At 65.3% G+C, this 19,635-nt stretch carries 26 protein-coding genes; 12 read left to right on the top strand and 14 right to left on the bottom strand.

The features are described from left to right. Positions 1-122 precede the first annotated feature (122 nt). On the top strand, positions 123-431 hold the full coding sequence (locus IVB54_RS17380; protein WP_018455180.1) for a cupin domain-containing protein: 309 nt from the start codon (positions 123-125) through the stop codon (positions 429-431). A gap of 46 nt (positions 432-477) precedes the next feature. Here the strand turns inward: IVB54_RS17380 and IVB54_RS17385 are convergent, their stop codons facing one another. From IVB54_RS17385 to IVB54_RS17405, 5 genes are all read right to left on the bottom strand, one after another. After that, positions 478-1,899 carry an MFS transporter gene (locus tag IVB54_RS17385; RefSeq protein ID WP_051112982.1) on the bottom strand — a complete coding sequence of 474 codons (1,422 nt, stop codon included), beginning with the start codon at positions 1,897-1,899 and terminating at the stop codon, positions 478-480. Positions 1,900-2,045: 146 nt separating this feature from the next. Continuing rightward, positions 2,046-2,267 carry a hypothetical protein gene (locus IVB54_RS17390; protein ID WP_162496372.1) on the bottom strand — a complete coding sequence of 74 codons (222 nt, stop codon included), beginning with the start codon at positions 2,265-2,267 and terminating at the stop codon, positions 2,046-2,048. A gap of 26 nt (positions 2,268-2,293) precedes the next feature. Beyond that, entirely contained in the window at positions 2,294-3,319 is a 1,026-nt protein-coding gene (locus IVB54_RS17395; RefSeq protein WP_085351373.1) for an aldo/keto reductase, read from the bottom strand. A gap of 116 nt (positions 3,320-3,435) precedes the next feature. Next, complete coding sequence (locus tag IVB54_RS17400) at positions 3,436-3,672, bottom strand: hypothetical protein (RefSeq protein WP_085384439.1); 237 nt, start codon at positions 3,670-3,672, stop codon at positions 3,436-3,438. A gap of 98 nt (positions 3,673-3,770) precedes the next feature. Continuing rightward, positions 3,771-4,727, bottom strand: coding sequence for a helix-turn-helix domain-containing protein (locus tag IVB54_RS17405; RefSeq protein ID WP_018455176.1), 957 nt, complete (start codon positions 4,725-4,727; stop codon positions 3,771-3,773). A 197-nt stretch (positions 4,728-4,924) separates the two neighbouring features. Between IVB54_RS17405 and IVB54_RS17410 the strand changes: the two genes are divergently transcribed. Then, a complete protein-coding gene (locus tag IVB54_RS17410) occupies positions 4,925-5,941 on the top strand; it encodes a carbon-nitrogen hydrolase family protein (protein WP_018455175.1) in 1,017 nt (338 codons plus the stop codon). Between the two features lie 26 nt (positions 5,942-5,967). Beyond that, positions 5,968-7,008 carry a phenylacetaldoxime dehydratase family protein gene (locus tag IVB54_RS17415; RefSeq protein ID WP_085384438.1) on the top strand — a complete coding sequence of 347 codons (1,041 nt, stop codon included), beginning with the start codon at positions 5,968-5,970 and terminating at the stop codon, positions 7,006-7,008. Between the two features lie 5 nt (positions 7,009-7,013). Here IVB54_RS17415 and IVB54_RS17420 read toward each other — a convergent pair whose 3' ends face one another. After that, the gene (locus IVB54_RS17420) at positions 7,014-7,652 is read right to left on the bottom strand and encodes an HAD family hydrolase (RefSeq protein WP_085351376.1); all 639 of its coding nucleotides are present in this window, start codon (positions 7,650-7,652) and stop codon (positions 7,014-7,016) included. Between the two features lie 233 nt (positions 7,653-7,885). Between IVB54_RS17420 and IVB54_RS17425 the strand changes: the two genes are divergently transcribed. Continuing rightward, positions 7,886-8,182 (top strand): hypothetical protein, encoded by a 297-nt coding sequence (locus tag IVB54_RS17425; RefSeq protein ID WP_085351377.1) that lies wholly within the window; start codon positions 7,886-7,888, stop codon positions 8,180-8,182. 76 nt (positions 8,183-8,258) lie between these two features. Continuing rightward, a complete protein-coding gene (locus IVB54_RS17430) occupies positions 8,259-8,459 on the top strand; it encodes a hypothetical protein (protein WP_018455171.1) in 201 nt (66 codons plus the stop codon). 42 nt (positions 8,460-8,501) lie between these two features. On the opposite strand, the gene IVB54_RS17435 is transcribed toward IVB54_RS17430, so the two are convergent. After that, positions 8,502-9,542, bottom strand: coding sequence for a TRAP transporter substrate-binding protein (locus tag IVB54_RS17435; RefSeq protein ID WP_204513945.1), 1,041 nt, complete (start codon positions 9,540-9,542; stop codon positions 8,502-8,504). Positions 9,543-9,657: 115 nt separating this feature from the next. Here IVB54_RS17435 and IVB54_RS17440 point away from each other — a divergent pair, with 115 nt between their 5' ends. From IVB54_RS17440 to tsaA, 4 genes are all read left to right on the top strand, one after another. Continuing rightward, positions 9,658-10,602, top strand: coding sequence for a lytic transglycosylase domain-containing protein (locus IVB54_RS17440; protein WP_162496378.1), 945 nt, complete (start codon positions 9,658-9,660; stop codon positions 10,600-10,602). Positions 10,603-10,708: 106 nt separating this feature from the next. Then, complete coding sequence (locus IVB54_RS17445; protein WP_247377545.1) at positions 10,709-11,449, top strand: AzlC family ABC transporter permease; 741 nt, start codon at positions 10,709-10,711, stop codon at positions 11,447-11,449. Beyond that, positions 11,446-11,796 (top strand): AzlD domain-containing protein, encoded by a 351-nt coding sequence (locus tag IVB54_RS17450; protein ID WP_018455167.1) that lies wholly within the window; start codon positions 11,446-11,448, stop codon positions 11,794-11,796. The genes IVB54_RS17445 and IVB54_RS17450 overlap by 4 nt, the downstream gene beginning before the upstream one ends. Before the next feature lie 31 nt (positions 11,797-11,827). Next, positions 11,828-12,319 (top strand): tRNA (N6-threonylcarbamoyladenosine(37)-N6)-methyltransferase TrmO, encoded by a 492-nt coding sequence (gene tsaA / locus IVB54_RS17455; RefSeq protein WP_018455166.1) that lies wholly within the window; start codon positions 11,828-11,830, stop codon positions 12,317-12,319. A gap of 109 nt (positions 12,320-12,428) precedes the next feature. Here the strand turns inward: tsaA and IVB54_RS17460 are convergent, their stop codons facing one another. The 4 genes from IVB54_RS17460 to IVB54_RS17475 are packed head-to-tail and all read right to left on the bottom strand — an operon-like array spanning position 12,429 to position 15,428. Further along, the gene (locus IVB54_RS17460) at positions 12,429-12,857 is read right to left on the bottom strand and encodes an HIT family protein (protein WP_018455165.1); all 429 of its coding nucleotides are present in this window, start codon (positions 12,855-12,857) and stop codon (positions 12,429-12,431) included. 52 nt (positions 12,858-12,909) lie between these two features. Continuing rightward, positions 12,910-14,154 (bottom strand): GNAT family N-acetyltransferase, encoded by a 1,245-nt coding sequence (locus tag IVB54_RS17465; protein ID WP_247777387.1) that lies wholly within the window; start codon positions 14,152-14,154, stop codon positions 12,910-12,912. 54 nt (positions 14,155-14,208) lie between these two features. Beyond that, positions 14,209-14,955, bottom strand: a complete 747-nt coding sequence (locus IVB54_RS17470) for a glycerophosphodiester phosphodiesterase (protein ID WP_018455163.1) — start codon at positions 14,953-14,955, stop codon at positions 14,209-14,211. 5 nt (positions 14,956-14,960) lie between these two features. Further along, positions 14,961-15,428: a RidA family protein gene (locus tag IVB54_RS17475; protein ID WP_007611287.1), complete on the bottom strand. Its 468-nt coding sequence runs from the start codon at positions 15,426-15,428 to the stop codon at positions 14,961-14,963. Between the two features lie 234 nt (positions 15,429-15,662). Between IVB54_RS17475 and IVB54_RS17480 the strand changes: the two genes are divergently transcribed. Continuing rightward, the gene (locus IVB54_RS17480) at positions 15,663-16,508 is read left to right on the top strand and encodes a cell envelope integrity EipB family protein (protein ID WP_007611285.1); all 846 of its coding nucleotides are present in this window, start codon (positions 15,663-15,665) and stop codon (positions 16,506-16,508) included. Positions 16,509-16,573: 65 nt separating this feature from the next. After that, complete coding sequence (locus IVB54_RS17485; protein WP_007603265.1) at positions 16,574-16,975, top strand: RidA family protein; 402 nt, start codon at positions 16,574-16,576, stop codon at positions 16,973-16,975. A 9-nt stretch (positions 16,976-16,984) separates the two neighbouring features. On the opposite strand, the gene IVB54_RS17490 is transcribed toward IVB54_RS17485, so the two are convergent. From IVB54_RS17490 to IVB54_RS17500, 3 genes are read right to left on the bottom strand one after another with little or no spacing between them, the layout of a single operon-like run. Then, positions 16,985-17,392 (bottom strand): ACT domain-containing protein, encoded by a 408-nt coding sequence (locus IVB54_RS17490; RefSeq protein WP_085351383.1) that lies wholly within the window; start codon positions 17,390-17,392, stop codon positions 16,985-16,987. Continuing rightward, entirely contained in the window at positions 17,392-18,681 is a 1,290-nt protein-coding gene (locus tag IVB54_RS17495) for a DNA polymerase IV (protein WP_085395620.1), read from the bottom strand. The genes IVB54_RS17490 and IVB54_RS17495 overlap by 1 nt, the downstream gene beginning before the upstream one ends. Continuing rightward, positions 18,678-18,989: a DUF3572 domain-containing protein gene (locus IVB54_RS17500; RefSeq protein ID WP_027518410.1), complete on the bottom strand. Its 312-nt coding sequence runs from the start codon at positions 18,987-18,989 to the stop codon at positions 18,678-18,680. The genes IVB54_RS17495 and IVB54_RS17500 overlap by 4 nt, the downstream gene beginning before the upstream one ends. A gap of 266 nt (positions 18,990-19,255) precedes the next feature. On the opposite strand from IVB54_RS17500, the gene IVB54_RS17505 reads away from it, so the two are divergent. After that, on the top strand, positions 19,256-19,621 hold the full coding sequence (locus tag IVB54_RS17505) for a response regulator (protein WP_007603272.1): 366 nt from the start codon (positions 19,256-19,258) through the stop codon (positions 19,619-19,621). Positions 19,622-19,635 lie beyond the last annotated feature (14 nt).

The raw sequence follows: 19,635 nt of genomic DNA on the forward strand, positions 1-19,635 counted from the left end.
GTGGCCGGCGGCACCTACACGGTTCTGGTGTCGGGCGCGCAGACCGCAGGACGCTATTGCCTGGTCGACATGCTGGTGCCCGCCGGCGGCGGGCCCCGCCGCACCGCCACGACTTCGAGGAGATGTTCACGCTGCTCGAAGGCGAACTTGAATTCACCTTTCGCGGTAAGTCCCATACCGTAAGTGCGGGGTCGACCGTCAACGTCCCGGCCAACGCGCCGCACGCGTTCAAGAACGTGTCCGGCAAGACGGCCCGTATGCTCTGCATGTGCGCGCCAGCGGGACAGGACGAATTCTTCCTGGCGGTTGGCTTTCCCGTCGAAGGCCGCACATCGCCACCGCCGAAGCCGACCCCGGAAGAGATGGCCGAGAAAGGCAAGCTGATCGCAGCACTGCTGCCGAAATATCGCACCGAGATGGTGAAGATGTGAGGCGCGGCGGACGCAGCCGAAATCGGCCTTCCCAAATGGTCGCGCGCTATTCGCCGCGCAGGCGCTGGTCGTCCTGCACGCGAACATGCTCGGCGCCGCGCGCACCCGCGGACGACAGCCGCAACATGCTCAGCGCTGCGCCGCAGAGCGCGAAGCCGACGCCGGTCAGCAACGCGATCCTGGTTCCCTCGATCGGATAGCGGCCGAGGAAGAGTGCCACCAGCGCTGCGCCGGTGGTCTGCCCAAGCAGCCGCGCCGTCCCCAGCATGCCGCTGGCGCCGCCGGCACGCTCGCGCGGGGCGGCCGCGATCATGGTGCGGTTATTGGGGGTCTGGAACAGGCCGAAGCCGGCGCCGGCCAGCGCCATCCGCCAGACCACGTCGAGCGGCGTGGGCGCAGCCGGCAGCAAGGCGAGCGCAGCGAGGCCGCAGGCGAACAGCGTAAGGCCGATGCCGCCGAGCAGGCCGGCCGGATAATGCTCCACCAGGCGGCCGGCGAGGGGGGCTGCGAACGCCACCGCGATCGGCCACGGCGTGATCAAGAGGCCCATATGCACCGCCGAATAGCCGAAGCGGCTCTGGAGATAGAAGGGGATCGCGACGAAGGCCAGCATCTGCCCGCAGAACGAGGCGATCGAAGTCGCAATCGACAATGCGAACACGGGGATGCGCAACAGGTCGATCGGCAGCAGCGGCGAGGCCATGTGGGTCTCGCGGTAGATCAGCAGCGCGCCGGCGACGAGCGCGATGGCGAACTGCACGAGGCAGGTGATCGCGGCTTCGCCATGACCGACGCTATCGACGGCCGCGATGCCGACGCCGAAGGTGATCGCGGACAGCCCCGCGCTCTGCCAGTCGAAGGAATGGCTCGCAGGCCTGGTGTGCGGCAGGCTGCGCAGGCCCAGCACCAATGTCACCACGCCGAGCGGAACGTTGATGGCGAACAGCCAGGGCCAGCTGCCGAACGCCAGGATACCGGCGGCGAGCGTCGGGCCGACCGCGGCTGAGAAGGCGACGACGAGAGCGTTGAGCCCGATGCCGCGGCCGAGCTGGCTGCGTGGGTAAGTGAAACGCACCAGCGCTGCGTTGACGCTCATGATGCCGGCCGCGCCGAACCCCTGCACGATGCGTGCAATCGTGAGGAGCGGCAGCGTGTGCGCCAGCGCGCAGAGTGCGGAGGCAAATGTGAACAGCACCAGGCCGACCAGATAGACGCGGCGATAGCCGACGATCTCGCCGAGCGAAGCCAGCGGCAGCAGCGAGATCGTGATCGCGAGCTGGTAGCCGTTGACGATCCAGATCGAGAACGCCGGGCTGGCGTCGAGGTCGGCCGCGATCGTCGGCAGCGCGACGTTGGCGATGGCGCTGTCGACCACTGCCATGATAATGCCGAGCGCAATGGTCAGGACCGCCTGGCCACGCTGCGGCTGCGGCAGGCCGTCGGCGTGCTCCATGGAGGCTGGCAACATGATGGCGGCGTGCTTGATTCGAGCCGTGGTTCGTCTCCGGATTAGGAAATTGCGAGATGCATCGCAACCCGGCAGGATACGGGCGGTTCCTGCGCCGGGAGCGGGTCTCCCGGCAGCGCGGGCATGGGTCGGCATGGCCTCGCGGCTCACCAGCGGGAGGTCGACTTCCCGAACACATAGAGCGCGCCGAGCCCAACCGTCACCGCGGTCGAGACGATCAGGATGGTGCGCTCCCAATCGATCCGCTCCGCTCGGCGCGGTTGAGATTGAGAGCGGTGAACAGGGCCTTCATGGCAAATCGGCGCATCGGCTGCCTCGCGTGAGCGCACGATGCCACTGTCGGCGCGGGCCGGCTTGATGCAGCTCAAGCCGGACTGCGCCGGCGTGCCGGTCTCTACACCGCCGGCGGATTGCGGTCGGTGAAAGTTGTGCGCTGGTGCCAGTAAGGATAGGGCAGCGTCACCTTGCTCGCCGCATCGAGCTTGGCGATCTGGTCCTTGGTCAATGACCAGCCGACCGCGCCGAGATTTTCGCGCAGCTGCGTCTCGTTGCGCGCGCCGATGATCAGCGTCGAGACGGTCGGACGCTGCAGCAGCCAGTTCAGCGCGATCTGCGAGACGCTCTTGCCCGTTTCCCTGGCGACCTCGTCGATCGCATCGACGACGCGATAGACGTGCTCGTCCGGCACGGGCGGGCCGAACTCGGCCGTCTTGGGCAAGCGGCTTACGTCAGGCTTTGGCTGGCCGCGGCGGATCTTTCCGGTGAGGCGTCCCCATCCGAGCGGCGACCAGACCACCGCGCCGAGGCCCTGGTCGAGGCCGAGCGGCATCAGCTCCCATTCGTAGTCGCGCCCGATCAGTGAATAATAGGTCTGGTTGGCGACGTAACGCGGGAAGCCATGCTTGTCGGCAACGCCAAGCGATTTCATCAGGTGCCAGCCCGAAAAGTTCGACACGCCCACGTAGCGGATCTTGCCGGCGCGCACGAGCACATCGAGAGTCGCGAGCACCTCTTCAGGCGGGGTGAAGGCGTCGAAGCCGTGAAGCTGGAACAGGTCGATGTAATCGGTGCCGAGCCGGCTCAGCGAAGCGTCGATGGCTGTAAGCAGATGCTGCCGCGACGACCCGATGTCGTTGGGGCCGTCGCCGAAGCGGAACGTCGCCTTGGTCGAAACCAAAACCTTGTCGCGGCGGCCCTTGATGGCTTCGCCGAGAACGCGCTCGGACTCGCCGAGCGAATAGACGTTCGCGGTGTCGAACATCGACACGCCGGCATCGAGGCAGATATCCAGAAGGCGCCGGGCTTCGGTCGCGTCGGTGGTGCCCCACGCAGCGAGGCGGCCCACGCCGCCGAAGGTGCCGGTCCCAAGACTCAAGGCGGGCACCATGAGGCCCGAGCGGCCCAAGCGTCGGTATTCCATCGATTTGCTCCTCGGCTGGCCGCTGATTGATCCCCGCGACCTCTGTGCCGGATCGTAATGCAAGGCTGCGCCGTGTCCTACCTCGCGCTCACATACCGGCCTTGCTTGGAAACGGCCTAGTCGTGCAGACGCATGTCATCGAATGCCGCGTCAGTCACGCGCGGGCTGGCCGTCGTCGCCGGAAGCGGAGCCGCGCCCCTCGTTACTGGTGATTGAAGGCAGGTGGCCTCGCTCTCGCGCGCCGGCCGCGGCAGGAGCGTCAGGCTCCAGCCCACCGCAACAAGCACCGCGAGCCGGATCGCGATCACGCCGAGCAAGACTTCCGATCCGCTTATCGTGGCGTTGGTTCTCATGTGCAGAGCCTGATCCCGGCTGCAGCACCTGACAATCTGGAATTCACGAGCACGGCCTTCGCCTGAAGCGAAGGCTCGGGCCATTGGCTGCCCGGACGTCAATGCCGCGACTGGCTCTGCCGGAAGTCGCGCGGTGACATCCCGAAATGCTCGCGGAAGACGCGGCCGAAATGCGAGAGGTCGTTGAAGCCCCAGGCGAAGGCGATCTCGCTGATGTGGCGGTGAGCGAGCACGGGGGAGGCGAGGTCGCGCCTGCATTGAGCGAGGCGCTCACCGAGGACGTAGCGCTGGAACGAGGTGTCCTCGTCAGCCAGGAGATCGTTGACATAGCGGGACGAGATGCCGAGCGCCGCTGCGGTCTCGGACAGCGAGAGGTCGGGATCGGCAAGATGAGCCCGGATATGCGCCTTCAATCGGTAGAGCAGGGCGGAGCGATGCGTCGAGGACGGCAGCGGCGTCTTGCCCAGCCGCTCGCCCAGCGCCATCGCCAGGACATCGACGGCCTGTTCCGACAGAGCGGCGGCGTGGTGCAGATCGATCTGATCCGCGCTCTGGCAGAGCCGGTAGATGAAATCGTAGGCGATCCTCTGCAGTGGCGAGTCCGGCCCGAAAGAGGTGGCAGTAAGAGTTTCGGTCGCGCCGAGCCGGCGCTGCAGCATCTCGCGCGGCACCTTGAAGATGGTCTGCGTGAAGATGCCGTCGAATTTCAGCTCGTAGGGACGGGTGGTGTCATAGAGCGCAAACTCTCCCGGACTGACCACGGCCTCGCGGCCGTCCTGCACCACGCCGCCGGCGCCGCGATTGCCGAGCGCGATCAGGATGAAGTCCTGATCCGAGCGCGCGATGCGCGACGGCGTGCGCAACACGTGTTGACGGTCGGAGCAGACCTCGGAGCATTCCGCCTTGCCCAGTGGCGCCCGGGTGACCGTGCCGCGAAAGGCGCTGCCAAGATCGGACCTGCAGTCGAGCCCGACGAAGACGTCGCAAACGATTTCCTGCCAGAGCGCAAGCCGGCGGTGGCCTGGGCTGTCGTCCGTGGTGAACTGGATTGGCATCTGCAGAGCCTCCCTTTCACATCCCGCAAAATCGCGTGTCGGCGCTGGTCCCGACTGACGAAGGCAAATCCCGTACCGGGTCGGTGAATCCCGTCCGGTCGAGTTTTTGTTCCGCCGCGGTCGAGCGCCCGCCGCCCGGCTTGGTCAAATAGACTGCATCGGACCTGGCTTCCGATCAACCGGCAAGGGAGGCGGGAATGGGCATCGAACATCCGAAATACAAGGTCGCGGTGGTGCAGGCGGCGCCCGCCTGGCTCGATCTCGACGCCTCGATCGACAAGTCAATCGCCCTGATCAGGGACGCCGCCGAGAAGGGCGCCAAGCTGATCGCTTTTCCGGAAGCCTTCATCCCCGGCTACCCCTGGCACATCTGGATGGATTCGCCGGCCTGGGCGATCGGTCGTGGCTTCGTGCAACGCTATTTCGACAATTCGCTGTCCTATGACAGTCTGCAGGCCGAGCGGCTGCGCGACGCCGTGCGCAAGGCCAAGCTCACTGCCGTGCTCGGTCTGTCCGAGCGCGACGGCGGCAGTCTCTATCTGGCGCAATGGCTGATCGGGCCCGATGGCGAGACCATCGCAAAGCGCCGCAAGTTGCGGCCGACCCATGCCGAGCGCACGGTCTATGGCGAGGGCGACGGCAGCGATCTCGCCGTGCACGCGCGGTCCGACATCGGCCGCATCGGCGCCCTGTGCTGCTGGGAGCATCTCCAGCCGCTGTCGAAATACGCCATGTATGCCCAGAATGAGCAGGTCCATGTCGCGGCCTGGCCGAGCTTTTCGCTCTACGATCCTTTCGCGCCGGCGCTCGGCGCCGAGGTGAACAACGCCGCCTCGCGCGTCTATGCGGTCGAGGGCTCCTGTTTCGTGCTCGCGCCTTGCGCGACGGTCTCGCAAGCCATGATCGACGAGCTCTGTGATCGGCCGGACAAGCACGCGCTGCTGCATGCCGGCGGCGGCTTCGCTGCGATCTACGGCCCCGATGGCAGCCAGATCGGCGATAAGCTCGCGCCGGACCAGGAGGGCCTCTTGATCGCCGAGATCGATCTTGGCGCCATCGGCGTCGCCAAGAACGCCGCTGATCCAGCCGGGCACTATTCGCGCCCCGACGTGACCCGGCTCCTGCTCAACAAGAAGCGATACCAGCGCGTCGAGCAGTTTGCGCTGCCGGTCGACACCGTCGAGCCCACGGACATTGCCGCGGCGGCGAGCTGATCGCCGCAATCGAGGGAGGCACGATCATGGAATCCGCAATTCCTCTGCATCTCGAGACGCCGCGCACGCGCCACAAGCGCGTGCCGGACGATTACCAGCCGCCATACCCGTCCTTCGTGGCGCGCTATAAGCCTTCCGTGAACCGGGTCGTGATGGCCTATTTCGGCCTTCAGTATCGCGGCACGGCGGCAGCTGCTGCAACGGACGCTCTCGCCGAAATCGCGGCGCGGTTTGCCGCGGAAGGCGGTCCTTCGCATTGGGACCGGGCGCAATATGTTGATCAGGCAGGCTACGAGAACGTCGTCTCGGTGGCCTATTGGGACGACATTGCGCGGTTCGACAAATGGTTTGCATCGGCGCGCGAGGCCTGGACCGGAGCGCAGCCCGAGGGCATCGGCACGTTCATCGAGGTGCTGCGCCCCACGGTGGCGCGGCACGAGACGCTGTTTTCCTCGCTCGGCCGGCCCGAGGGCGTCGCCGCAATCTCCGGCGGCATGAGCGGCGAGGTGCAGGAGCACGCCTATTGGGGCGGCATGCGCGACCGCATCCCGCTGTCACAGACCGGCCCGATGTCGCCGGGCGGCAATCCCGAGCTGATCCGCGACGGCGCGCGGCTGCGCGTGAAGGCGCACGACAATCTCTGTCTGATCCGATCAGGCCAGGATTGGAGCGATACCGAGACCTCTGAACGAAAGCTCTATCTCGACGACGTCGAACCGGTGTTGCGCGAGGGCATGGATTTCTTGCGCGATGACGGCCTTGGCATCGGCTGTTACGCCAACCGTTACATGCGCGTGCTTGCAGCCGGCGGGGACGCGAGTGAAAAGTCCTACGGTCAAAGCTGGTGGAAGAGCCTGGCGGCGCTGGAGCGGTGGGCGGAATCGCATCCGTCCCACGTCAGGATATTCGGCGCCGCGATGAAGTACCTGTCGACGCTCGGCCCCTCGGCAAAACTGCGGCTCTACCACGAGGTCACCGTGGCTGCTGCCGACGAGCAGTTCTTCGAGTACCTGAACTGTCACGCCAAGACCGGCATGCTGGCGGCGGTGGAGACCGTCGCCGCTTGATAGAGTTAGATCACGCAATGGCCGAGCAGCTCGGGATGCGCGGCGCAGATGTGATGCGCGCCGGCGTCCCGCAGCTCGGTCTCGCTGCCGTAGCCATAGAGCACGCCGATCGCGGTCATGCCGTTGGTGCGGGCGCCGACCACGTCATGGCTGCGGTCGCCGATCATGATCGCGCTGGCGGGATCGACCCTGGCTTCGTCGAGCGCGTAGCGCAGCAGGTCGCGCTTGTCGACGCGCGTGCCGTCGAGTTCGGAGCCGAACACCCGCTCGAAATACGGTTTGAGGCCAAAATGCTCGACGATACGGGTGGCGTAGACCGCGGGCTTGCTGGTCGCCACGAACATGCGCGGTGTTGTCGCGGCAAGCGTTGTCAGCGTGTCCACGATACCGGCATAGGCTTCGTTCTCGAACAGGCCGACGTCGCTGAAGCGCTCGCGATAGAGCAGCAGCGCCCGGTCGGCGAGTTCCGCGCTGCCCGTGAGCTTTTGCAGGCTGGCATGCAGCGGCGGCCCGATGCACCAGGTCAGCTCGTCCTCGCTCGGAACCGCAACGTTGAGCCGCTCCAGGGCGTACTGGATCGAGCGCGTGATCCCGGGCTTCGGGTCGGTCAGCGTGCCGTCGAGATCGAAATAAATGGTCACCATATTGTCGCGCCTGTGTTGATACCGCCGCCTATTGCCAGACCTAAACGAGGCCGGGGGCCAAGGCAAACGCGCAACCATTGTCACGCCGAAAATCGCCTTCCCGATACCGCGTATCCCTTAAAGCTCGCTATTCGCGGGAGGGAAGCGTAGAGTCGCGCCATCACCGCCTTTCCATTGGCATCGACCGGTGACTGAGGGTCACCAGCGCTCCCGCCGACTGAGCAGGAGCGTGCATGACTCGATTTCGTCTGGTCGACTGGATCCGCCGGAGAGCGCTTCTCGTCGCATTGATGCTTGGCACATTGATACTTGGCACACTGTCGCAAGGCGCTGTCGCGGCAGGACCGGACTGCCGGGCGATCGAAAGCACGAGCGGACGTCTCGCCTGCTACGATGCTGCGTTTCCTCCGAAGGAAAAAAAGCCCGCTGCTGCGGAAGGCGATGGGTCCCGTGCTGCCTACAAGGACCCGTTCGTGGCGGAAGAGGCCAGAACCGCGGCGAAGCTGAAGAACATCTGCCGCGGCTGTTGAGGGATGCTCGTTCGCCGCGCTCGTCGATCAACGAGTCCGGACGAGGGATCGAGACGATTTTTTCAGGAGAGGCCGGATGAGCGAGCGACTTGAAACCCTGAAGAAGGCCCGTGAGCGCATGATCGAGGACAGGGACGCGCATGCGAAAGTGCTGGCCGCCCCCTTTGTGCGCGACACGGCCGAGCGAGCGCGCAACAAGTTTATCGAGATCCAGGCGCTGATTGATGCCCTCGACCGCGCCATCCGGGGCGAAATCCCGGTTGCGGTCAAAAACTAAGGCGGTAGGCAGCGAGACCAGCGGAGCGCCGCTACCGCTCCCTCATTGCTGTCTCGCCCATTCGACGATGGCGGTCGCCTCCGCGCCTGCCCGGGTTTCCCAGGCGGTGATCGCGCCCGTTGCTGCCTTCCGCAGCTCCGTGACAAGGGACGCAGGCGCCGGCTCGGCGATATGGACGCCATTGTCGCGCATGCGCGCATAGTTCTCGATGGTGCGGTGGCTCAATAGCGCCAGCTGGCTCTGCTCAGTCTCGGCCGCCGCCGCCAGCACCTCGCGCTGCATCGGTTCGGACAGTTCGGCAAAGGCGTCGCTGCGGACGAAGGCGATCGAGATTGGCATCGCGTAGTTGATGGCCGTGAAATGCGGCAGGAAGTCCCACAATTTGCGTCCCGCGCCGCCGTCGCCGGAGGTGAGGAAGGCATTCAGCCGGTGTTCCCTCAGTCCGGCGAGCGCCGCATCCATCGGCAGGAATTGCGCGTTCGCGCCGGCTGCGCGCATGACCTCGGTGGAATTGGCATCGTAGGTTCGCAGGTTCAGTTTCGGCAGGTCGTCAGCACCGTCGAGCGACTGCTCCGACCAGAGGCCCGTGGCCGGCCAGATCGTCACATAGAGCAGCTTGAGGCCGCGCGCAGCCAGCGCCTTCTCATAGAGCGGTCGCGCCCGCAGATTGGTGGCCCGGGCGAGATCCACCGATTGCACGAGAAAAGGCAGGGTGGACAATCCGAGCACAGGGTCGAGGCCCGAGAGCGCGCCCGCGAAGGCATCGCCGCCCGCGATCCGGCCGTCCAGCGCCGCGCGCGGCATCTCGCCCGAGTTGATCTTGAGCTGGTTGTCGAAGGCGTTAGTCACGGTCACGAAGCCGTGGGTACGGTCGGAGACGCGGCTGGCGAAAGTCGCCAGCCCAATCCCGGAGATGTTATTCTCAGGGTATTCCGTGGTCATCCGCCAATTGACTTGAGACGCGACTTGAGACGTCACCTGCGCGGCGGCTGGCGCGACGCTCAGGATGAGCGCGGCGAGGACAAGGATCGCGCGGATCCGGTTGGCGGGGTAACGCATTGGGAGAAGCAGGTCAGGCAGCATAATATTGGCGACCCGTCGAACCATGGCACGATGCCACAACATTGTTGATCACACTGTCGCATGCCGCGCCGAGGCGCGCTACCGCCGTGCCTGCGCGCGATGGGTGCAGATTGCGATGTGCATCATCTCCGCGCTGCTTGTCTCGTCGACCCAGGCCGCGGCATGGGACAGTTCGCCCGCCAAGACCGACGTTGCCATCCCAAGCGTCGAAGAACTCGCTGTGCAGCCGGAGAAGCCCGGTGCGCGGGAGAGCGACACGCGGGAGTCGATCTGCCTGATCATCGAGGCCGCGGCGCGCGATGCCAATCTTCCGCTGGAGTTCTTCGCCCGCGTGATCTGGCAGGAAAGCCGCTTCCAGACCGATGCGGTCGGGCCGGTGACGCGCAGCGGCGAGCGGGCGCAGGGGATCGCGCAATTCATGCCGGGCACCGCGAGCGAGCGCGGGCTGCTCAATCCCTTCAATCCGGTGCAGGCGCTGCCGAAGTCGGCGGAATTCCTGAACGAGCTGCGCAACCAGTTCGGCAATCTGGGGCTGGCGGCGGCCGCCTACAATGCCGGGCCGCGCCGGGTGCAGGAATGGCTCGCCGGCACCGGCGGCATGCCCGAGCAGACCCGCAATTACGTTCTTGCGATCACCGGCACGAGCGTCGATGCGTGGGCCAAGGCAGGCGCGACCGGCAAGGGGCCGCCCAGCGTGCCGCCGACGAGCTGCCGCGATCTGATGGCGCTTTTGAAGCGCGCGCCGAATGCCTTCGTCGCCGAGCTCGAGCAGCATGTGGAGCTTGCGGCTGCAAAGGTCTGGGGCGTGCAGCTCGCCGCGGGCTTTGACCGCAACCGCGCGCTGGCGATGTACTCCCGCGCGGTCACGCGGCTGAGCGCCGTGATCGGCGAACGTGATCCGAGCCTGCTCAGCTCGGTGATGCGCAGCCGCGGCACGCGCGCCTTCTACCAGGTGCGCATCGGCGCCGATACGCGGAGCGAGGCGGATGAACTCTGCGGTCGCATCCGCAAGGCCGGCGGGGCGTGCTTCGTGCTGAAGAATCGCGGTGTGAGCGGGTAGGGCATCTGTCCCAGCGTGCATGCCAGCCCCGCCGTGCGCTTTCTTGACGCGAGGCGCCGCATTGCCCGTTATGCGGGCACGATTCCTCATCCGGCCAAGACTCCCCGTGGCGCTTCCTCCGCTCAATTCACCTCAATGGCAAAGTCCCTGGCGCGCCTTTGCGTGGGGGCTGCGCTCGATCACGCAGACCATCCTCACGCTCGTGCTGTTCGTGACCTATCTCGGCATCGGCGCGCTCGCCCACGACACACATTTCAGCCTGCTCTGGGCGCTCTGCTCGACGCTGTTCGTCTGGGCAGGTCCGGCGCAGATCATCCTGATCACCACGCTTGGCTCCGGCGCGACGATCGTCCAGTCCGCGATCGCGGTCACCGTCAGTGCGATCCGGCTGTTTCCGATGGTGGTCTCGGTGCTGCCGTTGATGCGCACGCCGACGACGAAACGGCGCGAGCTGTTTTTCGCGGCGCATCTCACCGCGGTGACACTGTGGGTCGAATGCCATCGCTTCCTGCCGCAGGTACCGCGTGAACGCCGGATCGTCTTCGTCAACGGACTTGGCTTCGGTCTTGTCTCGGTGTGTCTCACCGCCAATGCGGTCGGCTATTTCCTTGCCGCCAATCTGACTCAGACGCTTGGCGCGGCGATCCTTTTGCTGACGCCGCTGTCCTTCCTGTTCTCGACCGCACGCAACAGCCGCGAGCTCGCCGATGTCGTCGCCCTCGCGCTGGGCATATTGCTGTATCCACTGGCCGCGAAGATCAATTCCGGCCTCGACATCCTCGTCAGCGGGCTCGTGGCGGGCACGATTGCCTATGGCGCGCATTGGTGGCGGGAGGTGCGCGCATGAGCTTTGCGCAGCTCATCGGCGACTGGCACGCGCTGGCGGTGCTGTTCGTCGCCGGCGTTGTTCCCAACCAGATATGGCGCATGCTGGGCCTGTGGTTCGGCGGCGGCATCGACGAGGGCTCCGAGCTTCTGGTCTGGGTACGGGCGGTCGCCACGGCGACCCTGGCCGGCGTCATCGCCCAGATCGTGGTCGAGCCCCCCGGGGCGCTTGCGAGCGTGCCGGACGCCCTGCGCTACGGTGCGGTCGGCGCCGGCCTCGTCGTCTTCCTGCTGGCCCGCCGCTCGATCTTCGCGGGCGTGGTCGCGGGCGAAGTCTTCATGCTGGCCGGCAAGTGGTGGTTGGGCTAAAACCGCCGGCGAACAGCAGGGAATTGGACATATGGTTCGCGAAAACCAGCTCCGCGAGGGTGAAGTCTCCATCGAGCTGCCGCCGACGCAAGATGCCGGACTCGTCTTCATCGGCCGCATCCGCACGCCCTGGAGCTCGCGGATGGAGACCCCGCGGCAGGGCCGGACAGACGGCCCGATATGTCGGCTCGAGATCTTCGAGCCGTTCGTGCCGGCGATCAAGGGCGTCGATTTCTACAGCAATCTCGAAGTGCTTTACTGGCTCGACAAGTCGCGCCGCGACATCGTCCTGCAAAGCCCTAAGAACAACGAGAAGACCCGCGGCACGTTTTCGCTGCGCTCGCCGGTGCGCCCTAATCCGATCGGCACGTCGATCGTGAAGCTGGTCGGCATCGAAGGCAACGCGATTCTGGTGCGCGGGCTCGATTGCCTCGACAACACGCCGCTGATCGACATCAAACCAGATCGTTGCGAGTTCACGCCGCTGGCCGCCCCGCAGCCGGGAGATTTTCAGACGGAGTGAAGTGTCTCCTCCGTCATTTCGAGGAGCTCTTGCGACGAAGCAATCCAGACTGTAGCCGCGGAGGCAGTCTGGATTGCTTCGCTGCGCTCGCAATGACGAGTGGAGAGCGTCAGCCCGCCTTCAACGCCGCGATCAGCTTGGTCGCGTTCTCTTCCAGCACCTTGACGTCTTCCTTGCGGCTGGCGGGCGGAAGCATCGCCACGCCGTCGTGGCGCGGCATCACGTGCATGTGGAGATGAAACACCACCTGTCCGCCGGCCGCCTCGTTGAACTGCTGCACGGTGATGCCGTCGGCCTTGAACGCCGTCATCGCTGCGGCAGCGATTTTGTGTGCGCCGCGGGCGACGTGGGCGTAGTCGTCCGGCTTGATGTCGAGGATGTTGCGGGCAGGAGCTTTTGGAATCACCAGCGTGTGGCCCGGTACCCGCGGCATGATGTCGAGAAAGGCGAGCACGTGCTCATCCTCGTAAACCTTGTGGCAGGGGAATTCACCGCGGAGGATCTTCGCGAAGATGTTGTCGGGGTCGTAGGCGGTCATGGCGGCGGCTCCCTGGAATTTTGCGCTTACTGTCACCAGCCGCAACGAACCGTCAAGGCGCCTCGTCGGCGCCTTTGCGGAACGGGCCGAGCTCGGCCAGCTCCCGTCCGGCTTCCGCAACATTGGCGCGCTCGCGCTTGAGGTAATCGTCGATGGCGCGGCGCAAGCCCGGATCAGCGATGAAGTGAGCGGAGTGGGTGGTCCGCGGCAGGTAGCCGCGTGCGATCTTGTGCTCGCCCTGCGCGCCGGCTTCGACATTCGCCAAACCGCGTTTGATGGCGAAGTCGATCGCCTGGTAATAGCAGACCTCGAAATGCAGGAAGGGATGATGCTCGACCGCACCCCAGTTGCGGCCGAACAGCGTGTCCGAGCCGATGAAGTTGATCGCGCCCGCGATCCAGCGATCGTTGCGGCATGCCATGACCAGCAGCACGTCCTGGCTCATGGTTTCGCCGATCAGCGAGAAGAATTCCCGCGTCAGATAAGGGCGGCCCCATTTGCGCGAGCCGGTCTCCATGTAGAACATGAAAAACGCATCCCAGGCATCCTCGGTGATCTCCTTGCCCGTGAGGCAGTGGATGGTGACCCCGGCAGCCAGCGCATCGCGCCGTTCGCGCTTGATCGATTTGCGGTGGCGGGAGTTCAGCGTCGCCAGGAAATCGTCGAAACTCGCAAAGCCTTCGTTGTGCCAATGGAACTGCTGGTCGGTGCGCTGGAGGAAGCCGTGCTCGGCGAGCAGCTTCCACTCCGCCTCGCGGGCGAAAGTGACGTGCACCGAGGAAGCCTTGCTGACACCGCACAGCGCCACCAACCCGCTCGCCAGCGCTTCCATGATGTGCTCGCGGTCAACGCCGTCGCGGACCAGCAGCCGCGGTCCCGTCGCCGGCGTGAACGGAACCGAAACCTGCAGCTTCGGATAGTACCGCCCGCCGGCGCGCTCATAGGCATCGGCCCAGCCGCGGTCGAAGACATATTCGCCTTGCGAGTGCGATTTCAGATAGCAGGGCACGACGCCGGCGACGCGACCGTCGACCTTGGCCACGAGATGCCGCGGTCCCCAGCCGGTGCGGATCGTGGCCGAACCCGATTTCTCAACGGCCGATAAAAACGCGTGGGAGACGAAGGGGTTATAGCCGGGCTTTGAGAGGCCGAGGGAATCCCCTGGAAGTCCGGATGAGGTTCCCTTGCCATGCCCATTACAAGACTTGCCGCCGGGATTGGCGCAGGCGTCCCAGTCGTCCGGCGATACTTCGCCAATGGAAGGTACGGCCTCAAGGGTGATTTCGGATGGTGCCATCGTGCCCAAGATCGTGCATTGCAGCAGCGACTTCAAGAGTGGGAAACATCAAGCCTAGGGTACGAAGCCCTCGAAGATCATCTGATCCGCATATTGCGCGACCCGCGTCCGCTGCTCGGTCGTACGCACGGTCCAGCCCAGTAGAGCGCAGCCGAACACATTGCGGGCGATCCAGAGGGCGGGGGCGGGCAGGTCGTCGACCCTAAAGGCGACGAACTGCGGCTGGGTCTGAAAACCATGGCGCAGGTACAGCATGCTGTCGCGCTGCTGCTGCGTCAGATGAGCCCAGTAGTCGTCCTGATAGCTCCGTTGCGCGACGATGCCGCGGGGGCGGGATGGCAGCAGCTCGCGCAGCGCCAGCACCTGGTCCGGGTCGAACGACATGCCGACCGCGGGGCCATCATAGGACGCGAGCACTTCGGCCATCCGCTTCACCAGCTTGCGGTCGCGGTCAAAACGGCTCTTAACCTCGATCACCAGCGGCACGCGGCCGCCAACAAGGGCGCAGAGGTCGCTGAGCGACATCATCCGCTCGGCCGTGTCCTTGAACGTGAGCGCCTTCAGTTCAGTGGCGGTTTTCTCGACCAGCGGGCCGGTGGCCTCGGTCAGGCGGCCGAGCGCATGGTCGTGATGCACCATGGCCTCGCCGTCGGCGGAGAGCTGGATGTCGACCTCGATGGAGAAATTGCCCGCAATTGCAGCCTGCACCGCGCCCGGCATGTTCTCGACGATGCCGCGGGAAATGTCGTGCAGGCCGCGATGGGCGACCGGGCGGGCTGTCAGCCAATCAGGAGCGCGCATTCGCCTCAGGCGACCTCAAACACGCCTTCGACCTCGACCGCCGCATCCGCGGGCAGGGAGGCGACGCCGACAGTGGTGCGGGCATGACGGCCCTTGTCACCGAAGGCGGCGACCATCAGGTCGGAGGCGCCGTTGAGGACCTTCGGCCCGTCCAGGAAGTCCGGCGCCGAGTTGATGAAGCCGCCGAGGCGCACCACGCGCACGACCTTGTCGAGGTCGCCCAGCGCCGCCTTGACCTGGGCCAGCAGATTGACGGCGCAGCCGCGGGCGGCCGCGGCGCCGTCTTCGATGGTCACGCCGGCGCCGAGCTTGCCCTTGGCGATCAGCTTGCCGGCGGGATCGAAGCAAACCTGGCCGGAGACGAACAGCAGATTACCGGTGCGCACGAACGGCACGTAGTTTGCCACGGGGGTGGGGGCCTCGTGCAGCTTGATGCCCTGTTCCGCCAGCTTCTGCTCGACCGTGCCCGCCATGTCCGACCTCGTTGTCCAAAAATCCATCCGCCCCGGCGCATCCCTTGCAGGCCGGGCGGGCCCTGTTTCGCCCATCGTGCCGCCACATGCAAGCAACCGTCGGGGGTGGCATTTTGTTGAGGCAGGGCAGGAGGTTCAACGCAAAGGCCGCAACTTTACGTGAAACGGCCTCAGTTGCGACGCAATGGAACGGTCATTAAAATGTCGAATCTGCGCTTTCCTCAGGAACCAGACATGCTGCACCTTTTCCGGACTTCGCTCGGTGTGACGGCGCTCGCGGCGGCCGCTCTCGGCCCCGGAGGCGGGGCGTTGGCCGCGAACGGTCCGTTTCTCGCGCATCAGGCGCTCTATGATCTGAGCCTGGTGAAATCGCGCTCGAATTCGATCAACAGCGCGCGCGGCCGCATCCTCTACAATTTCACCGGAAGTTCGTGCGAGGGCTACACCTCCGAATTCCGCCAGGTTTCCGAGCTCGACAGCGGCGAGGGCAAGGTCACGCTCAGCGACCTCCGCTCCAATTCCTGGGAGGACGCCGGCGGCAAAAGCTACCGCTTCAAGATCGAGACGCGGATGAACGAGGCGGATGCCGGCCGGGTCGACGGCTCGGCTGAGCGCGACGGCGACCACATCAACGTCAAGCTGAAGCTGCCGGCCCCGAAGAGCTTTACGCTCGACGGCAAGATCGTATTCCCGACCGAACAGATCCAGCGCATCATTGCCGCCGCCAAGGACGGCAAGTCGCTGCTCGAACTCTCCGTCTATGACGGCTCCGACGATGGCCAAAAGGTCTACAACACGCTGACCGTGATCGGCCAGCCGATCCCCGCCGAACGCGAAGGCTCGCCCGATCCCTCGACGTCCGACGAGCACATGAAGTCCCTCAAGCGCTGGCCCGTCACCGTCAGCTATTTCGATCGTGAGGCCCAGCAGAAGGAAGGCGAGCAGACGCCGGTCTATGCGATGGCGTTCGAGCTCTACGAGAACGGCGTCTCGCGCCAGCTTGTGCTCGATTACAACGATTTTGTGATTTCGGGCGCGATGGGCAAGTTCGACGCGAAGGACAGCAAGCCCTGCAATTGAGGGCTGGCCTGCAACGCGGTCTCTGGCTACGCTCCTCCCAACCACAAACATCCGGGAGGCTCGTCATGCCCAAGCTCGATCATCTCCGTCCCAGCGGCCTGCATCACAATCCCGCCTATTCGCATGTCGTCACCGCCACGGGGGCGCGGACGATCTACATCTCCGGCCAGGTGTCGGTGGACGAGGAGGGGCGGATTGTCGGCGAGGGCGATCTCGCGGCGCAGACCACGCAGGTGATGCAGAATCTCGGGCATGCGCTGAAGGCGGCCGGCGCGAGCTACGCCAACATCGTGAAGATCACGACCTTCGTCGTGAACTACAAGCCGGAGCTGCGCCCGATCATCGGCAAGGCCCGCTCGGCCTTCTTCGAAGGTATGGAGCCGCCGGCGAGCACGCTGGTCGGCGTCTCGGCGCTCGCCGCGCCGGAATGGATGATCGAGATCGAAGCGGTGGCTGTCGCGGATTGAGATCTTTCGCTACAAGTGTGTTGCGTTGGACATCTCTCGCAGAAGAACCATCGCGTCGTCGGCCCTGTCTGCCGGCACAAACAAATGATCGTGGTGAAACGCCGACACGGCGTTCACGCTGATGCCGGCTGCGGCGAGACGTGCCGTGATCGCCGCCAGGAAGCCGACCGCATCGAGTGCGGAGTGAACCGTCAGGGTGATCAGGCACGATGCAAATGCGTGGCGTAGTCCTGCCGCTTCGGCCTCTTCGCGCAGGAGCACCAGCGTCGTTCCTTCCTGCTCGCAAAACGTCAGCAGTGGACTGAGCGCTGCGGGAACTGGCTCGTTCGTCGGGATCGTGCAGAACACGAAGATGCCCGGCCGCATCTCCGGCTTCATGTGTCTCAGCAGTGCGTGGAGGTCGCGTTCGCCTGTCATCACTCCTGCGCCTTTTCCGGCCCCTCATACGCGATGCCGCGGATCACTGCGGCGCTGCCGAATTTCTTGCGCAAGCTGTCCACCGCGCGCTCGGCATGGGCGGCGCGGCGGTCGAGCATGTCGGTGTCGTCGGCGACTGAACCCTCGCGCAGGGCGCTGACGCCGGCGCCCATCAGGCGGAAGGCGGTGCCGTCGATCTCTTTCGCCAGCATCTCGCGGCAGATCGAGAAGATCTTCGCGGCAAGCTGCGTCGGGGCCGTGATCGACTGCGAGCGGGTGCGCTGGCGGAAATCGGCGGTCTTCAGCTTCAACGTGACGGTCAGGCCGGCGAGCTCGCTGCTCTTAAGGCGAGACGACGTCTTTTCGCACAGCCGCCACAAAATCTTCTCCAGCGTCGCGAAGTCCCGGATGTCGGTCTCGAACGTCGTCTCGCTCGAAATCGTCTTGGCGCCCCGATCGGGCTCGACGCGGCGGTCGTCGATGCCGCGCGCGAGTCGCCACAGCCTGCGGCCGTCACTCGGAAACTGCCGCATCACCTCGATCTCGTCGGCCTTCTGCAGGTCCGCGATGATGCGGAAGCCGCGTTGCACCAGACGCTCCTGCGTCGCGGGTCCAACGCCGAAAATGAAACCGACCGGCTTCTCCGCCAGCATCAGGCGCGCTTCGTCCTGGTCGAGCGCAGCAAACCCGCGCGGCTTGTCCAGGTCGGAGGCGATCTTCGCCAGGAACTTGTTGCAGGAGAGGCCGACCGAGACGCTGATGCCGATGTCGCGCTCGATGTTGCGTGCGAACCGCGCCAGCACCTTGGCCGGGATCATGCCGTGCACCCGCTCGGTGCCGGAGAGATCGAGGAACGCCTCGTCGATCGAAAGCGGCTCGACCAGCGGCGTCAGCGCTTGCATGGCCTGGCGCACCTCGCGCCCGACCCGGACATATTTCGCCATGTTCGGCGGGATCACGGCTGCATGCGGGCAGGCTTCCAACGCCTTGTACATCGGCATGGCCGACCGCACGCCGTAGGTGCGGGCGATGTAGCAGGCGGCCGACACCACGCCGCGCTTGCCCCCGCCGATGATCACGGGCTTGTCGGCGATGTCGGGATTGTCGCGCTTCTCGACGGTCGCGTAGAAGGCGTCGCAGTCGATATGGGCGATGGTCAGGCTTGCGAGCGCGCGGTGGCGGGCGAGGCGGGGGGAACCGCAGGCGGAACAGCGCCGCACGCCCATATCCAGATCGGCCGAACAATCCCGGCAGAAGCAGCGGGGCCCGGCCGTCTCCAAGGAGGTCACGGCACGTCGCGCTCCCAATTGGGGTCGCCGAGCGCGTCGCCGAGAACCTGCCGCGCTGCGGCAACGTTGGTCGGATGCAGTTCCGCCGTGCTGGCAAAAGCCTTCACGGTGGCGTCGTCGCGCATCACGAAATCGAGCACGCTCAGCAGGAAATTGGGGTCCGAGGCGGCATTGCGCAGCATCTCCGGGCCGACCCCTGTCTCGGCCAGGAACAGGCCCAGCCGCTCGGGTTCGCCCGCGACGAAAGACAGCGCCTGAAGCGCAACGATTTCAGCGACTTCGCGCGGGTTGTGAACAGGCTTTTTCACGTGGCCGGTTTGCCTTTCCGTTAACTTTCGGTGTCTACTTTGGGGCCACCATGCCCGAGTCTCGTTTCCAAGTCTCTTGCCCAGTCTCTTACCCAAGTCTTGCGACCCCCGACAAGCAACTGGAAACCACATCGCAGAAAGTCGGCCCTCGGGTTTAACGAAACTCAAGCGAATTCGAGGCTAGTTTGAATCCAGTTTTCGAAGCGCCGGCGACCGGCGCCTGAGGCGTCACATGCATCGGTCTGCGGACCAATCAGGAGGGCGGGATGGCTAAGACCGTCCTGATCGTGGAAGACAACGAGCTCAACATGAAGCTCTTCCGCGACCTGTTGGAGGCGCACGGCTACCAGACCACCGGCACCAGCAACGGCTACGAGGCGCTCGACCTCGTTCGCAAGATGCGGCCCGACCTCGTGCTGATGGATATCCAATTGCCGCAGGTCTCGGGCCTGGAGGTGACGCGCTGGATCAAGGACGATCCGGAGCTGCGCAGCATTCCCGTCGTCGCCGTCACGGCGTTCGCGATGAAGGGCGACGAAGAGCGCATCCGCGAGGGCGGCTGCGAGGCCTATTTGTCCAAGCCGATCTCGGTCGGCAAATTCATTGAGACGGTCCGACGTTTCATCGGATAGGAAGTGAGTTCACA

Source organism: Bradyrhizobium sp. CW1 (genome assembly GCF_023100665.1).
Classification (GTDB): domain Bacteria; phylum Pseudomonadota; class Alphaproteobacteria; order Rhizobiales; family Xanthobacteraceae; genus Bradyrhizobium; species Bradyrhizobium canariense_D.